This window comes from Amycolatopsis sp. CA-126428 (genome assembly GCF_002904335.1).
Lineage (GTDB): Bacteria > Actinomycetota > Actinomycetes > Mycobacteriales > Pseudonocardiaceae > Amycolatopsis.
The window spans coordinates 402,809-420,443 of the sequence record NZ_PPHF01000030.1; the positions used below are offsets into that span (position 1 = coordinate 402,809).

Sequence of the window (17,635 nt, forward strand, 5' to 3'; positions counted from 1 at the left end):
CTGTTGCGAACGATCGCCCGCCGGACCGCCCTCGTGGTCGCCGCGTTGCTCCCGCTCGCCGCCTGCACTCCGGGTGACGCTGGGGACGCCGGGGGGAAGACGAAGCTCACCATCGCGACCTTCGGTGAGTTCGGCTACGCGCCCCTGATCGCCGAGTACGAGAAGCTGCACCCGGACATCACGGTGCAGAACCGCGTCACCGACTTCGACACCCACCACAAGGGGCTCGCCACGCAGCTCGCCACCGGGCGTGGCGCCGCCGACGTCGTCGCGATCGAAGAGCAGTACATGCCGCAGTACCGGAAGGCGAAGGACAAGTTCGCCGACCTCGCCGGCTACGGCGCCCGCGAACTCGAAAAGCAGTGGGTGCCGTGGAAGTGGGCGCAGGGCACCGACGGCGCCTTCGTGCTGGGCCTCGGCACGGACATGGGCAGCCTCGCCCTCTGCTACCGGCGCGATCTGTTTCAGGCCGCGGGCCTGCCGACCGATCGCGAAGAGGTGGCGAAGCTGATGCCCGACTGGGCCGCCTACGCCGCCACCGCCGAGCGGTTCACCGCCCAGACGCCGAACGTGAAGTTCGCCGACTCCGCCGGGACCGTCTACACGGCGATGCTCAACCAATCGCCGGAGAACTACTTCTCCCAGCGTGACGACTCCTTCATCGCCGACCGCAACCCGAGCGTGCGCAGCGCCTTCTTCCTCTCCGGCGGCCTCGCCGAGAAGGGGCAGACAGCGGCGGCCACCACGTTCACCCAGGCGTGGAACGTGGCGATCAAACAGGGTTCCTTCGCCACCGTCGCCTGTCCCGCGTGGATGCTCAGCCAGATCAAGGAAGCCGGCGGGGACGCCAACCGCGGCAAGTGGGACGTCACCACCGTGCCCGGCAAGAGCGGCAACCAGGGCGGCTCGTTCCTCACCGTGCCGAAGCAGGGCGCACACCAGAAGGAGGCGTACGAGCTCGCCCGCTGGCTGACCGCCCCGGAGCAGCAGAAGAAGCTCTTCCTCTCCGACGGCATCCTGCCCAGCGAGCCCGCGGTGTACGAGGATCCGGAGGTCCTCGCGCACGCCGACCCGTACTTCGGCGATGCGCCGACCGGGCGGATCTTCGCCGCTTCGGCCGATCAGCTGCGCCCGAACTACCGTGGCCTGCGCGATGCCGACGTCCGGCCGGAGTTCGGCCGCGCCCTCGGGCGGATCGAGGAACGGACCGACACCGTCGACCAGGCCTGGACGAAAGCCGTCCAGCAGGCCCAAGCCGCCCTGAAGTAGCCGTTCGTGCCGCGCCGGCTCGCCCGTTGGGACCGCAAGGTCACGCCGCTGCTGTTCGTCGCGCCCTTCTTCGTCCTGTTCGTCGTCTTCGGTGCCTTTCCACTGCTGTACACGGCGTGGGTTTCGCTGCACGACTGGAACCTGCTCGAAGGCGACCGGGGCGCCTTCGGCGTCGCCAACTACGGCGACCTGCTCACCGATCCGCACTTCTACAACGCGCTCGCCAACACGGTCTCCATCTTCCTGCTGGCCGCGATCCCGGAGTTCCTGCTGGCCCTGGGCATCGCGGCGCTGCTCGACCGGCCGCTGCGGGCCGCGACCTGGTGGCGCACCGGGGTGCTGCTGCCGAACGTCGTGTCCGTCGTCGCTGTCGGGCTGGTGTTCGGGCAGCTGTTCAGCCGCGATTACGGCGTCGTCAACGAGGTCCTCGGCTGGTTCGGCGTCGCGCCGGTCAACTGGCGGGCGACGACCTGGTCGTCGCACCTCGCCGTGGCGAGCATGGTCCTCTGGCGCTGGACCGGCTACAACGCCCTGATCTACCTGGCCGCGATGCAGGCCGTCCCCGGCGACCTGTACGAAGCCGCCGAGCTCGACGGCGCCTCGCGGTGGCGGACGTTCTGGTCGATCACCGTGCCGGGCATCCGGCCCGCGCTGGCCTTCACCGCCATCGCCGGCACGGTCAACGGCCTGCAGCTGTTCGCCGAGCCGCAGCTGTTCGACGCCGGCGGCTCGGCCGGGACCGGCGGCAACGACCGCCAGTTCCAGACGCTGGTCATGTACCTGTACGAAAAGGGCTTCACGCACCTCGACGCGGGCTACGCGGCCGCGCTGACCTGGGTGATGTTCGTGATCTGCGCGGTGTTCGCGCTGGTGAACTACCGGCTGGTGCGCCGGTTCGTGAGGTCGGCGTGACCGCGCGGCGCCGTCCGGGCGGCTGGGTGTACGCGGCGCTGACCGGGGTGCTCGGGGCGTCGGTGTTCCCGCTGTACTGGTCGTTCGTCGTGGCCACGCGGGACAACTCGGCGATCGGGGAAACGTCGCCGCTGCTGCTGCCGGGCGGGAACCTGGCCGGGAACGTGCGGCGCGTCTTCGGCACCGTCGACTTCTGGGCGGCCATCGGGAACTCGCTGATCGTCTCGGGCACCGTCATGGTGGCCAACGTCGTGCTGGCGAGCCTCGCCGGGTTCGCGTTCGCGCGGCTCGAGTTCCGCGGCCGCAACACGCTGTTCCTGCTGGTCGTCGGTTCGGCGATGGTGCCGGCGCAGCTCGGTGTCATCCCGCTGTACCTCGTCGTCGGAGACCTCGGCTGGTACGGGCGGCTCGAAGCGGTGATCGTGCCCGCGCTGATCAGCGCCTTCAGCGTGTTCTGGATGCGCCAGGCGTGCGAGAACGCGATCACCGCGGACCTCGTCGACGCCGCGACCGTCGACGGCTGCTCGATCCTGCGCACCTACTGGCACGTGGCCGTGCCCGCCCTGCGCGCGCCGGCCGCGGTGCTCGCGATGCTGACGTTCATGGCCACCTGGAACGACTACTTCTGGCCGCTGGTGGTCCTCGACCCCAACGAGACGCCGACCGTGCAGGTCGCGCTTTCGCAGCTGGCCAGCGGTTACTACACCGACTACGCGCTGATGCTCACCGGCGCGACCGTCGCCGTCGTGCCCGTCATCGCGTTGTTCCTGCTGCTGGGCCGCCACCTCGTGCGCGGCATCCTGAAAGGGGCACCGGTATGACCTTCCCGGCGGGTTTCCTGTGGGGCGCGGCGACCGCGTCCTACCAGGTCGAGGGCGCCGTCACCGAGGGTGGCCGCGGACCGTCCATCTGGGACACGTTCGCGGCGGCCGAAGGCAAGGTGCTCGGCGGCGCGACCGGCGCCGTCGCCTGCGACCACTACCACCGCTTCCCCGAGGACATCGGCCTGCTGGCCGACCTGGGGCTGAACGCCTACCGGTTCTCGGTCGCGTGGCCGCGGGTGATGCCGGACGGCCGGACGACGTCGGCGGCCGGGCTCGCCTTCTACGACCGGCTGGTCGACGAACTGCTGAGCCGTGACGTCGTGCCGGTGCTGACGCTCTACCACTGGGACCTGCCGCAGGCGCTCGAAGACGCGGGCGGCTGGCCCGCGCGTGACACGGCCTTCCGGTTCGCCGAGTACGCCACCGCGGTCCACGACGCACTGGGTGACCGCGTGCGCCAGTGGACGACGATCAACGAGCCGTTCTGCGCGGCCTTCCTCGGTTACGGCAGCGGGGTGCACGCGCCGGGCGTCTGTGACCACGACACAGCGCTGGTTGCGGCGCACCACCTCCTGCTGGCGCACGGCCTGGCGACCCGCGCGCTTGCCGGGCCGGGTCACGAGTTCTCGCTGGCGTTGAACTTCGCCCCGGCGATCCCGGACGGTTCCTCGCCGGCGCACGCGGAGGCGGCGCGGAAGTTCGACGGCATCCACAACCGGTTCTTCCTCGACCCGGTGCTGGGCCACGGGTATCCGCCGGACGTGGTGTCCGACGTGGCGTTCCACGGCGGCCGCTTCGCGGCCTCGGTGCTCGACGGCGACACGGATGTCATCGCGGCACCGATCGACTGGCTGGGCGTGAACTACTACGCCCCGGCGCGGGTCACCCCGCTCGCCGACCCACTCGCCCCGAGCAACTGCCCGCTGCCGGGATTGCGCGGAATGGACGTCTTGCCGGCCAAGGGCCCGTTGACGGCGTTCGGCTGGGAACAGGCACCCTCAGCGCTCACTTCGCTGCTGGAGTGGCTTTCCTCGCGGTCCGATCTGCCGTTGGTGGTGGCCGAGAACGGGGCGTCCTTTGTGGACCGGGTGGTCGACGGCCGGGTGTTCGACGCGGCGCGGGTCAACTACTTCATGGAGCACCTCGGCGCGGTCCACCACGCCCTCCGCGCCGGCGTCGACGTCCGCGGCTACTTCGCCTGGTCGCTGCTGGACAACTTCGAGTGGGCGATGGGCTACACGCAACGGTTCGGCCTGGTGCACGTCGACTTCGAGACGCAGCGGCGGACGGTCAAGGAATCGGGCCGCTTCCTCGGCCGGGTCGCGAAGGCCAACGGGCTAGGAACGCCGGCGGAAGGCGTCCGCGACCCCCGAGCGTGACGGCGTCTCCAGCTTGCCGAGCAGCCGCGCCACGTGCGCCTGGACCGTCCGGCGCGGCAGGGACAGCTCGGCCGCGATGTCCGGGTTGGACCGGCCCTCGGCGACCAGGCCGGCGATGCGGACCTCGATCGGCGTCAGCGACTCCCAGCCGTGGCCCGGCCGGATCGGGGAGAACAGCGCACCCCGGCGCACGCCGAGGCGGCGCAGCCGGGTTTCCGCGCGCCGCAGGTCCCAGCGCGCCGCCAGCGCCGTGTACAGCTCGGCCGCCTCTTCGAACGCCGCGTGCGCCGCGTCCAGCCGGCCCGCGCGGGCCAGCAGCACGGCCGCGTCTTCCAGCGCCGAGGCCAGCTCGGGGCGGCGGCCGACCGCGCGGAAGTGCTCGGCCGTGGCCAGCACCGGCGCCGGGTCCTCGTCGATCAGCCCGCGGCACCACGACGCCGCCGCGTGCGCCCGCGCCGGACTCCGCTCCTTCGCCGCTTCCTCTTCGCACACCGCCAGCGCCCGGCGGGCGCGGCCGACGTCGTCCTGTTCCATTGCCAGCCGCACGAACGCCGGCAGCCACTGGTGCCGCAGCATCATCGCCGCGTACGTCGGGTTCAGGATCGGCTCGAGGACGGTCAGCGCGCGGACCCGATCGCCGCGCTGCTCGGCCGCCAGGGCGTCGGCGACGAGCAGGAAGTCGAAGCTCTCGCGCTCGGCGCCGGTCGCCGGGGCGTACTCCTCCGCCGCGTCGAGGTGGGCCGCCGCCTGGGCCCGGTCGTCGCGGCGGCCCGCGATCAGCGCCGCGACGCCGTGCAGCAGCAGCGCCGCCGGGCCCGGCTCGCGCAGGCCGTAGAACGTGATCGCCGGGCCGTCCTCGATGACCGTGTCCAGCTCGACCAGGGCCTCGTCCCAGCGGCCTTCCCAGTACCGGTGCACCGCGGCGGACACCTGCAGCCCGACCGGCAGCGCGTGCCGCGCGGCGACTTCGCCCGCCGCACGCAGGGCGTCGCCCGCTTCGGCCAGGCGGTCGAGGTTCTGCAGCGTGAACACGCGGTTGTCGAGCAGGTCCAAGTGCAGGTCGGCCAGTTCGTGTTCGTCGCCGACGGCCTCGATGGCCGCGTCGATGTGGGCGAGTGCGCGGTCGTGCTCGCGGCGCACCGAATCGACCAGCCACAACGACTGCAGCGCGTGCGCGGTCAGGTAGGGATCGCCGCCGGCGAGCGCTTTCGTCTCGTGCGCCGTCTGCTCGGCGGTGTCCAAATCGGACAGGCTGCCGCGCCGGAAGTTGGCCAGCAGCTGCCGGTGCTTGACCCGCCAGAGCTCCGGCACCGCCGGGTCGTCGACCCACGCGGCGAGCGTCGCGACGGCGCCTTCGGTGTCCCCGCGGCGGTGCCGCAGCGCCGCCAGCACGTGCCGCATCTCCTCGACGGCGTCCGGTTCGGTGGCGACGTCGAGGGCTTGCCGCGTCAGGGTTTCCGGGCTGCGCTCCAGCCGGAACAGCACCTTGACCAGGGCGACCAGCAGCGTCTCGCGGCGCGGATCGGTGGCGGAGCACGCGGTCAGCGCGCGTTCCAGCAGCTCGACGGCGATCAGCGGGGCCCGGGTCGAGACGACCGCGTGGTGCGCGGCGAGCCAGTCCAGCACCCATTCGTCCACTGTGGCCGGTGCCGCCACCAGCTGCTCGGCGACGCGCTTGACCGGCGCGCCGATGCCGGCGAGTGCCTCGGCGGCCTGCCGGTGCAGCGCCGCCCGCGTCCCGGCCAGCAGCCGGTCGTACAGCGCCTGGCGCAGCAAGGGGTGCCGGAACGCCAGCTGCGTCCCGGTGTCGATCAGGACGTTCGCCGCGACGGCTTCTTCCAGCGGCGCCAGCAGGTCGGACGGCCGGGTGCCGAGCACCGCGGCGACGTCGCCGACGGCGAATTCCATGCCCAGCAGCGCACCCCAGCGCAGGACTTCCTGCGTCCGCGCGGTCAGGAAGTCCAGCCGCCGGTCGACCGCGGCGACCACCGAGCGCGGTGCTTCGAACTCCGCCGGGTCGTCGACGTCGGCTTGGCCGTCGCTCACCGCGACCGCGCCCGCCCGGCGCAGGACGTCGACCATTTCCTTGACGTACAACGGGTTTCCGGCACCGCGGGCGGCCAGCTCGCGCAGCCCCGGCCCGGGCGCCGCCCCGAGCTGGTCCTCGATCAGCCGGCCGACGTCTTCGCCGGTCAGCGGCCCGAGGTCGAGCACGACCCCGTCCCGGGCCTGGACGCCGCGCCGCAGCTGGGCCAGTTCGGCGCGGTCCGGCGCCGGGCGAGTGGCGGCGACCAGCAGCAGCGGCAGCTGCCGGGTCGCGGCGCAGAGCCGGTGCCAGACCAGCACGGAAGCTTCGTCGGCCCACTGCAGGTCGTCGAGCACCAGTACCTGCGGCGACTGCGCGCAGAGCTCGTCGACCAGCGCCAGCAGCCGGTCGACGGCGCCGAGCACCGGGTCGGCCGGCCCCCAGCTGCGCCGCGCCGGGCCCTCGCCCGCGAGTTCCTTCGCCACCCGCGCGCGCCGCGGGTCCGGGGAATGGGCGTCGATCGCCAGGCATTCCAGCACGACCTGCAGCGGGAACCGGGTGCTCAGCTCGTCGGCGGCCGCCCAGAGCCGCTGGAAGCCGGGGCCGTCCGGCAGCGAGGTGGTGAGCAGCTCGGACTTGCCGATCCCGGCGTCCCCTTCGATCCAGACGGCCCGGCCGCGCCCGGCCCGGACATCGGCGACGAGCTCGGCGAGCCGCGCGGTCTCGGCTTCCCGGCCGAACAGCCGGTGCCCGTTGACCACGACCGGCGCCGCGGGCGCGTCGAGGGCGGCGTCCTGGGCGAGGATCTGCCGCTGGAGCCGCTGCATAGCGGGCCCGGGTTCGACGCCGAGCTCCGCGACGAGCGTGGCGCGGGCGTCGCGGAAGACGTCGAGGGCATCGGCGGGCCGTCCGCTGCGGTAGAGGGCGAGCATGAGCGATTCCCGCAGCGACTCGCGCAGCGGGTGCTCGCCGGCCAGCACGGCCAGCTCCGGCGCGAGGTCGAGGTGCCCCCCGAGGGCGAGCACGGCTTCGGCACGCCGCTCGAGCGTGTTCAGCCGGAGTTCGGCGAGGTATTCGCGGTGCCGCTCGGCGAACCCGCCGGGGACCCCGGAAAGGGCCTCGCCCTGCCAGAGCGCGAGAGCGTCGTCCAGTTCGGTGACCGCGGCCCGCGGATCACCCCGCTCGAGGTGCCGCTGCGCGCGTTCGCGGTGCCGTTCGAACAGGGCCGCGTCGAGCGCGTCTTCGCCGAGGAGCAGGGAGTAGCCGGCGGGATCGGAGACGAGGACGCTGGCCGCCGACCAGCGCGACCGGTCCGGTTCGAGGGCGCGGCGGAGCCCGGAGACGTAGGTGTGGACGCTGCCTTCGACGCTCGCGGGCGCGGAATCGCCCCAGACGCCGGCGATCAGTTCGGCCCGCGGAACCGGCCGGCCGGAATTGACCGCGAGCACCGCGAAGATGGCACGCTGACGGGCGGGGCCGAGGCCGATCTCGGCCGCCCCGCGCCAGGCCCGCAGCGGGCCGAGCACGCCCACCCGCAGGCCGGGTTCCGCATCCCCTGGCATGTCGCTGCCGTCCCCTCTGGGGCGTGCGCCCCAGACCCCTTTCCCCCAGGGACATCTCGGTACCGGCTACTCCGATGACCTTACCGACGTGGCAACCCCTCCCGAGGTTGCGCGGCCACCCCGTCGTGAGTGGTAAGGCGGGTTCCAACCCGCCTTACCACTCACGACCCCGGCAGGTCATTGCCCGGCAGTGGCTCGCGATCTCGCCGCGGGTGCCCGCCGGATGCCGAACGGCCCCATCCGGGCTTCCGCGCGCCGCACGTCCCACACCGCGCCCATCTCCGTGTACGCCGTCAACGCGGCCCGGAACGCCGTCCGCGCCTCCGTCAGCTCGCCCGACTCCGCCAGCAGGATCGCCGCGTCCTCGGTGGCCTTCGCGTGCTTGAGCAGCCGGCCGGCCACCCGGTAGTGCCCGGCCGCCGTCAGGACCGGCCCCGGGTCACCGGCCGCCAGACCTCGGCAGTGCGCGGCCGCCGCCGCGTGGGCCGGCGGAACCTCTCCCTCGGGCTCGAGCAGGCGCAACGCCTCCTGCACCCGCCGGCGGTCGCCGAGGGACAAGGCGAGCCGGACCAGGTCGGGGAGCCACTGGTACCGCGCCGCCGGGGGGTGGTTGTCCTCCAGCAGGGGCAGCAACGCCGTCAGGGCCGCCTCCGGCCTGCCCTCCTGCTCCGCCAGCAGGGCCCGCGCCGCGAGCAGAAAGTCTCCGCCGTCCGGCTCCAGGCCCGGTGGCCACTCCCGGCGGTCGGCCGCGTCCAGGTGCGTCCTCGCCTGCCCCGGTTCGGCGCGGTGCCCGGCGATCAGCGCGCCGACGCCGTGGACCAGCAGGGCCGAGCCCGGGCTGCGCAGGACGTAGGACGCCGTCTCGGCGCCGTCGCGGATCACCGCGTCCAGCTCGGCCAGTGCCGCCGGCCAGCGGCCCAGCCAGTAGTAGTGCACCGCGCCGGCCAGGTGCATTTCGCCCGGCACCGCGCGGGTCGCGGCGATCCGGCGGGCGGCGTCGAGCGGTTCGGCGGCGTCGTCGAGGCTGTCGAGGTTCGGCACGGTCAGGGCCGCGTCGTCCAGCGGGTGCAGCCCGGCCGGTGCCAGCGCCGTCTCGTCGCCGAGCTTCTCCAGCGTCGCCAGCAGCGCCTCGTGCCGCCCGCGCCACATCTCCGGGACGTCGGTGTCGTCGAGGGTCCGCTTCAGCTCGGCGGTCGCCTCGGCGAAGTCGCCGCGGCGGTAGTAGACGTAGGCCAGGATCCAGCGCATCTCGGCCGCGCGCCTGCTGTCCGACGTCCGCGCGACGACCGAGCGCGCCTCGGCTTCGGGCTCCCGGCCGAGCCAGAACAGCAGCCGGGCCAGCGTCGCGGTCAGCGTCTCCCGCGCGTCCGGCGGCAACGTCCCCTGGGTGACGGCGTGGCGCAGCAGGTCGACCGCGACCCGCGGGGTCTCGGTGGCGACCGTCCCGATGTGCTCCAGCAGCCACCCGGTGACCCACGGGTCCACCTGTGCGGGCGCGGCGGCGAGCTGCTCGGCGACGCGTTCCGCGGGCGCGCCCGCGGCGGCGAACGCCTCGGCCAGCTGCCGGTGCAGCGCGACCCGCATCGCGGCGGGCGTCTTTTCGTAGAGCACCCGGCGCACCAGCGGGTGCCGGAAGGCCAGCCGGTCGCCCGATTCGACCAGCACCCCGGACGTGATCGCCTCGTCGACCGCGCCGACCAGCGCCGTCGGCGGCCGCTCGGTGGCGACGGCGATGTCCGCCAGCGAGAACTCGGGCCCCAGCAGCGCGGCCCAGCGCAGGGTGTCGCGGGTTCCGCTGGAGAGGAAGTTGAGGTACAGCGTGATCCGCGAGCCCAGCGGCGGCGGGATCGTCTGGGACGCGTTGCCGTCCAGGTGCGCGTGGACGCCGTCGAGCACGATCATCGACTGGACGAGCAGCGTCTCGACGATTTCCCTTACATAGCGCGGGTTTCCGGCCGCGTAGGAGACGAGCAGCTGCAGCCCGGGGCCGGGTGGCGCGCCGGCCAGCTCGGTGGCCAGCTCGCGGGTGGCGTCCTCGGTCAGCGGCGGCAGGACCAGGACGGTGGTGTCATCGTTGTCAAGCTCGGCCCGCAGGTCGTCGAGCGCGGCCGGTCGCGGCACCGGACGGCAGGCGCCGACGAGCAGCAGCGGCAGCTGCCGCGTCTCCCGGCTCAGGTAGCGCCAGGCGCGCAGCGTGGTGTCGTCGGCCCACTGCAGGTCGTCGACCACGAGCACGAGCGGCGCCTCCGCGCACAGCTCGCGGACCAGCCCGAGCACGTCGTCGACGGGATCCTCGCCGGACTGCCCGGTGAGCCGCGCGGCCAGCGCGGCCCGGCGTTCGTCGGTGGCGCGCGGGTGCACGCCCAGCGCGTCGAGCAGCGGCCGCAGGGAGAACCGCTGGTCCAGCGCGTCCGCGGCGGCGAAGGCCGGATGGAAATCGCGCGCCGCGGCGAGGAGTTCGGCGAGCAGGGCGGTCCGGCCGCTGCCCGGCTCGCCGTCCAGCCACACCGAGCGCCCCACCCCGGCACCGAGGCCGACGACGGCTTCGTGCAGCCGGTCGAGTTCGGCCGCCCGGCCGGCGAAGATCTCCGCCCGCTCCGGCAGCGCCGCCGCCGGCATCCGCGCCGGTCGCGACGGTGGGGGTTTCGGCTGCGGTGCCGCGGCGGGCTTCTCCAGCAGTTCGTCGTGCAGCCGCCGCAGGGCCGGCCCGGGTTCGGTGCCCGACGACTCGACGAGCCGGTCGCGGACGTCGGCGTAGACCGCGATCGCCTCGGTCCGCCGTCCGGCCCGGACGAGGGCCCGCATGAGCAGGCCGCGCAACGTCTCGCGGAACGGGTGCTCGCGGGTCAGCGCGGTCAGTTCGGCGACGAGTTCGGTGTGCCCACCCGATTCCAGCACGACCTCGGCGCGCCGCTCGGTGGTCGCGAGCCGGACCTCGGTGAGCCGGGCGCGCTGGGCGGCGGCGAAGGGCCCGGGCAGGCCGGACAGCGGGACGCCGTGCCAGAGCCCCAGAGCTTCGTCGAAGGCCTCGCGGGCCCCGCGGAGATCGCCCGCCGCGTGCCGGCGTTGCGCCTGCTCGCGCAGGGCTTCGAACCGGTGGACGTCGATCGCTTCGGCGTCGAGGCGCAGCGAATAGCCCGAACCGATCGACGCGAGCAGCTGCGGGCCCTCGCCCTTGACCCGGCCGGGTTCGAGCGCGCGGCGCAGCCCGGAGACGTAGGTGTAAATGGAGCCCTGTGCGCTCTGCGGCGGCGCCTCGCCCCAGACGGCGTCGATCAGCTCCTCGCGCGAAACCGTGCGGTTCGGGTACATCGCCAGTGCGGCGAGGACCGTACGGCGGTGCGCGGAGCCGAGGTCGAGCTCCGTATCGCCCTGCCAGGCTTTCAGCGGGCCCAGCAGCTGGAGTCTCGGTGCGGAGCCGTCCGCGGCCGACATCGGTCTCCCTTCGTGCGTGAACGAATCGTCACGCGCCGGATGCCTGCCGTGAGCATACGCGGACGCCGTGAACCGGCAGGCAAGGATGGCGGACATTCGGGCAACGGCACCCGGCTGGGGTTCCGCGCCGCCACCGGGTGCGCCACCCTCGGGGAGCCGGAGAGGAGCGCGATGCCGACCGAAGACATGCAGCGGGCCGCCGCCTGCTTCGCCTCCGCCCTCGAAGGCGCCCGGTCCCGCCTGCGCGACGTCAACAGCGAGATGGCGATGGCGCAGGCGTCGTGGCGCGGTGAGGCATCGGTGCGGTTCGGCCAGGCGATGAACGACTGGGAGCAGGAGTTCGACGTGATCCTTTCGCGGCTGGCGGAGCTGCTGGAGACGACCGGCGGCCCGATGCCGCGGCCGCGCCTGCCGTGACCCGGCTCGACTTCCGGTTCGCCGATCTGGTGCTGGACCGGATGGGGGCGATCACCGGTGAGCTCGGCGAGCTGCTGGCCGACCTGGAGGCCCGGGTCGAGCCGGAGCTGGCGGGCTGGACCCCGGAGGCGCGAGAGGAGTACTGGCGCGCCAAGCGCGACTGGGCCCGCGCGGCCGGCCGGATGCCCGGGTGCCTGGAGCGGGCGCGGGCGGCGTTCGGGGAGCTGTCTTCACGGGCGTGAAGACGGAATAGGGAAGGCGTGAAGACACGCCGTCCACACTGCGCCCATGAAGCCCGTCGAAGTGAGCGTCCTCGCCTCGGACCCGATCACACACGCCGGCGCGGTGAGCCTGCTGGACAACCATCCCGACGTCCGGCTGACCGACCTGGTGCCGGACGTGCTGCTGGTGATGGAGGACCACGTCACCGAGGCCGTCCTGGGCGAGATCCGGGCGGCCAAGGCGTCCCACGTCGTGCTGGTCGTCGAGCACTTCCGCGAAAGCGACCTGATGGCGGCGCTGGAGTGCGGCGTGGTGGCGATCCTGCCGCGCCGCGAGACGGGCGGCGCCGAGCTGCTGACGGCGGTGCTCGCCGCGGGCGACGGCACCGCCCACCTGCCGCCGCGGCTGCAGGGCGCGCTGCTCGCGCAGGTGCAGCGGATGCGCAAGGACGTCCTGGAGCCGAACGGTCTCACGCTGTCGGGGCTGGCCGCCCGCGAGTGCGACGTGCTGCGGCTGGTCGCCGAGGGGTTCGGCACCGAGGAGATCGCGGCCAAGCTGTGTTACTCGGAGCGGACCGTGAAGAACGTCCTCTACGGCCTGATGACGCGCTGCGGCCTGAACAACCGCGCCCACGCCGTCGCCTACGCCCTGCGAGCCGGCGCAATCTGAGACGTTTTCTTTGCCACTGTCACCTTTTCGTGGGCTAGGGTCGCGATCATGGCGCTCACGGCAGTGGAGATCGCGGCCTCCGTCCGGGCCGGGAAGCTCGATCCGGTGGAGGTCACCGAAGAGGCCCTGGAGCGGATCGCCGCGGCGGACGGCGTCATCGGCGCCTTCCGCCGGGTGCGCGCCGAGGAGGCGGTGAAGGAAGCCGCGGAGGTCGCCGCGCGACCTGATCTCGCGTCGCTGCCGCTGGCCGGGGTGCCGGTCGCCGTCAAGGACGTCACGGAGCTGGCCGGCGAGTACGCGTCGCACGGTTCGCTGGCGGGATCGTCCACGCGAGCCGACGCGGACGGCGTGATCGTGACGCGGCTGCGCGCGGCGGGCGCGGTGATCGTGGGGCTGACGCGGGTGCCGGAGCTGTGCATCTGGCCGATGAGCGACACCCCGGACGGCATCGCCCGCAACCCCTGGGAACCGACGTACGCGGCGGGCGGATCGTCGGGCGGCAGCGCGGCGGCGGTGGCGGCCGGCCTGGTCCCGCTGGCCCACGGCACGGACGGCATGGGCTCGGTCCGCCTGCCGGCGGCGATGTGCGGCCTGGTGGGGTTGAAGCCGGGCGCGGACCTGCTGGCCGAGGGTGGCTGGTTCGGCATGTCGGTGCACGGCCCCCTGGCCACGACGGTCGCCGACACGGCCCTGCTGGTCTCGGTGCTGGCTTCCGCTCCGGAGCTGGCCTCGGTGGCTTCGCCGTCGCCGGTCCGCATCGGCTTGTCGACGACGGTGCCGTTGCTGCACACCCCGGTCCCGAAGGAGCTGGTGGCGGCGGTTTCGACGGCGGCGGGCCACCTGGCGGCGGCCGGTCACGCGATCGCCCCGGCGGCCCCGCGCTACCCGGCGACGATGGTCCTGGGCATGACGGCCCGCTGGCTCGCGGGTCCGGCGGCCCAGGCCCGCGCTTTCGACGTGTCGCGGTTGCAGCGCCGGACGCGAGCCCACGTCCGCGCGGGACGGCTGGTCGAGCGGGCGGGCCTGATCCGGGAGAGCACGCGCGACCGGTGGGTTTCCCGGGCGGAGGAGTTCTTCGCGTCGCACGAGGTGCTGCTGACGCCGACGCTGTCGCACTGGCCGGTGAAGGCGGGCCGCTGGCACGAGAAGGGGTGGCCGGCGAACGTCCTGCCGTCGACGCGCCTGGCGGGCTTCACGGGCCAGTGGAACTTCGCGGGCTACCCGGCGATCACGGTCCCGGCGGGCCGGTCGGCGGTGTCCGGGCTGCCGACTTCGGTGCAGCTCGTGGCGCGTCCGGGAGGGGAGTCACTGCTGCTGGGCTTGGCGGCCCAGCTGGAAGCGGCGAACCCCTGGCCCCGGACCGCGCGCAACTGAAGCGCTCGAAGGCCACCTGGGGACAGGCGCTCAGGCGCCGCTGCCGGCGGCCCGGAACTGTCGGTGCTTGCCGGTAGCGTGGAAAACGGGGCCTGCTCAGTTGCCCGGCTTGCTCCCGGTCGGCGACAGCGGCTTCGCGCCACTGCCGTTCGAGCCGTTGCCGTTCGCCGGCTTGGTCGCCGGGCCGTTCGAGTTCGCCGGCTTGGCCGCCTGGGGCGCCGGCTTCGGGGCCGCGGCCGGCTTCGGGGCCGGCTTCGGCGCCGCCGCCTTGGGGGTGGTCGGCTGCACCACCGGAACGACCGGTGCCGCCGGCGTGGTCGCCGCGTCCGAGTCGCCGCCGACCAGCCGGGAAGCCTGCGGGATCACGGCCTCCTCCGGCAGGGTCGCCAGCTGCGTTTCGCTCCGGTTGAGGATGTCCTCCGCCATCGCCAGGCTCTTGCGCGCCTGCTCGCGGATCTCCGCCAGCCGCTCGACCTTCCGGTTGGCCACCGTCGTCCGCTGGGCCGCCTGCGTGGTCGCCTCGTCGAGCCGCCGCTTGGCCTCCGCGGTCGCCTCGTCGAGCCGGCGCTTCGCCTCCGCCGTGGCCTCCGCGAGCCGGCGCTCCGCCTGGTTCTTGCTCGCCGTGCGCTGGTCGGCGACGTGCTTCTCCAGCGCCGCCTTCTGGGCCGCCTGGGACGCCTCGAACTCGCGCTCGAGCTTCCGGCGCTTCCGCTCGGCCTCGTTGTCCAGCAGCTCGCGTCGCTGGGCCGCCTCGACCGTCAGCCGCTGGACCTCGGCGCGCGTCTCCGCCAGCGCGCTCTCGTGCTCCGTGTGCAGCAGGTCGGCCTGCTTGTCCAGTTCCTCGACCAGCCTCGTGTACCGCTCGCGCAGCTTCGTCGACGCCTCCGTCGAGGAGGCCCACGTCTTCTCCGCGGCCACCTCGGCGCGCTTGATGATCTCGTCGGCGCGGGCCTGCGCCAGCGTCACCGTGCGCTGCATCCGCTCGTCGAGGTCCTCGAGCCGCTCCGGCGGCTTCTTCAGCTCCTCGACGCGGGCTTCCAGCACCGCGACCTGCTGCCGGACGGACTCGACCTCGCGGGTCGCGGCGGCGGCCTGCGCGGCGGCGGCGTCGCGTTCGCTGAGCACCCGGCGCAGCTGGGCCTCGATGTGGTCGAGGTACTGGCGGACCTCGTTGCGGTCGAAGCCGTGCCAGGCCTGGGTGTACTCACGACGAAGGGGGAGGAGGCCGTTGAGGGCGGTTGCGGCGGGGTCGCGCTCAGGAACCATGGGCCCGACCGTACCCGGGCACTCGCCGCCTCCGCCTTCCGGCTTGACGAATCACCAACACGTGTCGCCGTGTCGCCGGAACGGCCTCACCCCGGAAACGCAGAGTGAGGCTTGTTCAGCCGTCGGCCGCCGCATGACATCCGTGCTGCGTGGCGGCCTGCGCGCGGGGCGCGGCGGCCTGACCGGAATAAGCCTCAGTTACCAGTGGAAGCCGCGGGAGAGCCGGGCCAGCGCCATCGCCGCGCGCGAGAGGTGTTTCTCGCCACGTCCGATCTTGAGTTCGCCCGAACCGCCCGCGGCGGTCGAATCCGGGAAGATCCGGAAACCCTGGTACGCGATCGCGTCGGTGAGCCCGGGCGTGAGCGTGTAGGCCAGCCCGATCGCCTGCCCGGCCGGGGTGCCGATGTGCTTCGGCCGTTCGACGAGCGCCGTCATCACCATGTCCGCGGCCTGCTCCGGCGACTTCGTCGGGAACGCGTCGTAGATCTTTGTCGGCCGGATCATCGGGGTGCGCACCAGCGGCATGTGGATGGTGGTGAAGGTGATCCCGTCGCCGTGCGTCTCGGTCGCGGCGATCCGCGAGAAGTAGTCCAGCGCCGCCTTCGACGCCGCGTACGCCGAGAAGCGCGGCGCGATGCCCTGCACGCCGATCGACGACACGTTCACGATGTGCCCGAACTTCCGCTCCGACATGTGCGGCAGCACCGCGAGGATCAGCCGCACCGCACCGAAGTAGTTGATGGCCATCGCGCGCTCGTAGTCGTGCATCCGGTCGTAGGACAGCTTGATCGACCGGCGGATCGACCGGCCGGCGTTGTTCACCAGCATGTCGATCCGGCCGTGCTCGGCCAGCATCGCGTCGACGGCCTTGCGCACCGAGTCCTCGTCGGTCAGGTCGGCCGGGTACACCGACGCCGTGCCGCCGGCGGCGACGATCTCGTCGCGGACCTCTTCCAGCTCGTGCTGCCGGCGCGCGACGAGCAGCGGGACACCACCTGCGGCCGCCACCTTCAAGGCCGTCGCGCGGCCGATGCCCGAGGACGCGCCGGTGATGATCACGCGGCGGCCGTCGAGTTCGCCGCGGGGGCCGTGCTTGCGCGCGCGGAAGGGGTCGAGGTGCTCGCGCCAGTAGCGCCACAGCGTGGGCGCGTAGTCCTCCAGCCGGGGGACCTCCACGGTGCCGGCCAGTGCCTTGCGCGTCTCGGCCGAGGAGAACACCGACGGGAACGCCATCGTGTCCAGCAGCACCGGCGGGATGCCGAACCGCTCCATGACGGCGTCGCGCGCGATGGTGACGCCGGGGATGTGCTCGGTCAGCTTGACCAGCCCGACGATCCGCTTCGAAATGCCTTCGCCCAGCTGCACGGTGATCGTCGGCGCGCCCGCGGCCCGCGCGAAGGCGTTGTACACCGAAACGACCGGCTGCGGCTCGGGGTTGACCAGGTGGAAGGCGTGGCCGTCGAGACCGGGCTTGACCACCAGCTCCAGCAGCGCCTTGGCGACGTAGTCGACCGGCACGATGTTGGTGTCGCCGAGGTCCGGGCCGACGATCGGCAGCACGTCGGGCAGCCCGGCGAGCCGGTTGATCGCGGGGAAGAGGTAGTACGGACCGTCGATCTTGTCCATTTCGCCGGTCTCGGAGTGCCCGACGACGACGGCGGGCCGGTACACCCGCCACGGCACCTCGTCCTGCTCGCGGACGATCTTCTCGGCTTCGAACTTGGTCCGGTGGTACGGCGTGACCAGCCGCTGCCCGGCGTCGAACATCTCCTCGGTGAACACGCCTTCGTGGTCGCCGGCGACGGCGACCGACGACACGTGGTGCAGGCAGCCCGCGCGCAGGTCCGCGGCGAGGTCGACGACGGCCCGCGTGCCGTCCACATTGGCCTTGATGCTGGCTTCGTCGTCGGCGGTGAGGTCGTAGAGCGCGGCGAGGTGGACGATGTGGTCGACGCTCCCGCGCAGCTCCTCACGGTCGGTCTCGGACACGCCGAGCAGCGGCTCGCCGAGGTCGCCGGTGATCAGCGTGACGCGGTCGGAGTGCGGCCACTGGTCGACCAGCGCGGCCAGCTTGGCCCGCGAGGACGCGCGCACGACGAGCGCGACGCGGTCGTCGTCGGGGCGGGAGAGCAGCAGCCGGGTGAAGTGACGCCCGATCAGTCCGGTCGCGCCGGTCACCAAGAACGTCGCCATTGTCTTCACACCTCTCGCCGCCACAGCCCTGACCCTGGGCATTCTGCTGCATGGCGACGGACAGGACCACCGTTTCTAAACGTGATG

12 protein-coding genes are annotated in these 17,635 nt (G+C 73.1%); 8 read left to right on the top strand and 4 right to left on the bottom strand.

Going from position 1 to position 17,635, the window contains the following annotated elements; all coding sequences use genetic code 11:
- Positions 1–3 precede the first annotated feature (3 nt).
- From C2L58_RS08625 to C2L58_RS08640, 4 genes are read left to right on the top strand one after another with little or no spacing between them, the layout of a single operon-like run.
- Entirely contained in the window at positions 4–1,269 is a 1,266-nt protein-coding gene (locus C2L58_RS08625; protein ID WP_103336992.1) for an ABC transporter substrate-binding protein, read from the top strand.
- Positions 1,270–1,275: 6 nt separating this feature from the next.
- Complete coding sequence (locus C2L58_RS08630; RefSeq protein ID WP_103336993.1) at positions 1,276–2,181, top strand: carbohydrate ABC transporter permease; 906 nt, start codon at positions 1,276–1,278, stop codon at positions 2,179–2,181.
- The gene (locus C2L58_RS08635; RefSeq protein ID WP_103336994.1) at positions 2,178–3,002 is read left to right on the top strand and encodes a carbohydrate ABC transporter permease; all 825 of its coding nucleotides are present in this window, start codon (positions 2,178–2,180) and stop codon (positions 3,000–3,002) included. Before C2L58_RS08630 ends, C2L58_RS08635 begins: the two co-directional genes overlap by 4 nt.
- Positions 2,999–4,384 (top strand): GH1 family beta-glucosidase, encoded by a 1,386-nt coding sequence (locus tag C2L58_RS08640; RefSeq protein WP_103336995.1) that lies wholly within the window; start codon positions 2,999–3,001, stop codon positions 4,382–4,384. Before C2L58_RS08635 ends, C2L58_RS08640 begins: the two co-directional genes overlap by 4 nt.
- Here C2L58_RS08640 and C2L58_RS08645 read toward each other — a convergent pair.
- On the bottom strand, positions 4,343–7,972 hold the full coding sequence (locus tag C2L58_RS08645; protein WP_233225623.1) for a BTAD domain-containing putative transcriptional regulator: 3,630 nt from the start codon (positions 7,970–7,972) through the stop codon (positions 4,343–4,345). The two genes, C2L58_RS08640 and C2L58_RS08645, sit on opposite strands and share 42 nt — an antisense overlap.
- A 177-nt stretch (positions 7,973–8,149) precedes the next feature.
- On the bottom strand, positions 8,150–11,407 hold the full coding sequence (locus tag C2L58_RS51370; protein ID WP_103336997.1) for a BTAD domain-containing putative transcriptional regulator: 3,258 nt from the start codon (positions 11,405–11,407) through the stop codon (positions 8,150–8,152).
- 171 nt (positions 11,408–11,578) lie between these two features.
- On the opposite strand from C2L58_RS51370, the gene C2L58_RS08655 reads away from it, so the two are divergent.
- From C2L58_RS08655 to C2L58_RS08670, 4 genes are read left to right on the top strand one after another with little or no spacing between them, the layout of a single operon-like run.
- Positions 11,579–11,824: a WXG100 family type VII secretion target gene (locus C2L58_RS08655; RefSeq protein WP_103336998.1), complete on the top strand. Its 246-nt coding sequence runs from the start codon at positions 11,579–11,581 to the stop codon at positions 11,822–11,824.
- On the top strand, positions 11,821–12,066 hold the full coding sequence (locus tag C2L58_RS08660) for a WXG100 family type VII secretion target (RefSeq protein WP_103336999.1): 246 nt from the start codon (positions 11,821–11,823) through the stop codon (positions 12,064–12,066). The genes C2L58_RS08655 and C2L58_RS08660 overlap by 4 nt, the downstream gene beginning before the upstream one ends.
- Positions 12,067–12,112: 46 nt before the next feature.
- Positions 12,113–12,715: a helix-turn-helix transcriptional regulator gene (locus C2L58_RS08665; RefSeq protein WP_103337000.1), complete on the top strand. Its 603-nt coding sequence runs from the start codon at positions 12,113–12,115 to the stop codon at positions 12,713–12,715.
- A gap of 48 nt (positions 12,716–12,763) precedes the next feature.
- Positions 12,764–14,089 carry an amidase family protein gene (locus C2L58_RS08670; protein ID WP_103337001.1) on the top strand — a complete coding sequence of 442 codons (1,326 nt, stop codon included), beginning with the start codon at positions 12,764–12,766 and terminating at the stop codon, positions 14,087–14,089.
- A 96-nt stretch (positions 14,090–14,185) separates the two neighbouring features.
- Here C2L58_RS08670 and C2L58_RS08675 read toward each other — a convergent pair whose 3' ends face one another.
- Positions 14,186–15,355 carry a cell division protein DivIVA gene (locus C2L58_RS08675; protein ID WP_103337002.1) on the bottom strand — a complete coding sequence of 390 codons (1,170 nt, stop codon included), beginning with the start codon at positions 15,353–15,355 and terminating at the stop codon, positions 14,186–14,188.
- Positions 15,356–15,553: 198 nt separating this feature from the next.
- Complete coding sequence (locus tag C2L58_RS08680; protein ID WP_103337003.1) at positions 15,554–17,548, bottom strand: SDR family oxidoreductase; 1,995 nt, start codon at positions 17,546–17,548, stop codon at positions 15,554–15,556.
- Positions 17,549–17,635 lie beyond the last annotated feature (87 nt).

Excerpts from the sequence above, each read along its gene's own strand:
- C2L58_RS08640 (WP_103336995.1), top strand. The coding sequence starts at position 2,999 with ATGACCTTCCCGGCGGGTTTCCTGTGGGGCGCGGCGACCGCGTCCTAC.
- C2L58_RS08645 (WP_233225623.1), bottom strand. The coding sequence starts at position 7,972 with ATGCCAGGGGATGCGGAACCCGGCCTGCGGGTGGGCGTGCTCGGCCCG.
- C2L58_RS51370 (WP_103336997.1), bottom strand. The coding sequence starts at position 11,407 with ATGTCGGCCGCGGACGGCTCCGCACCGAGACTCCAGCTGCTGGGCCCG.
- C2L58_RS08655 (WP_103336998.1), top strand. The coding sequence starts at position 11,579 with ATGCCGACCGAAGACATGCAGCGGGCCGCCGCCTGCTTCGCCTCCGCC.
- C2L58_RS08665 (WP_103337000.1), top strand. The coding sequence starts at position 12,113 with ATGAAGCCCGTCGAAGTGAGCGTCCTCGCCTCGGACCCGATCACACAC.
- C2L58_RS08670 (WP_103337001.1), top strand. The coding sequence starts at position 12,764 with ATGGCGCTCACGGCAGTGGAGATCGCGGCCTCCGTCCGGGCCGGGAAG.
- C2L58_RS08675 (WP_103337002.1), bottom strand. The coding sequence starts at position 15,355 with ATGGTTCCTGAGCGCGACCCCGCCGCAACCGCCCTCAACGGCCTCCTC.
- C2L58_RS08680 (WP_103337003.1), bottom strand. The coding sequence starts at position 17,548 with ATGGCGACGTTCTTGGTGACCGGCGCGACCGGACTGATCGGGCGTCAC.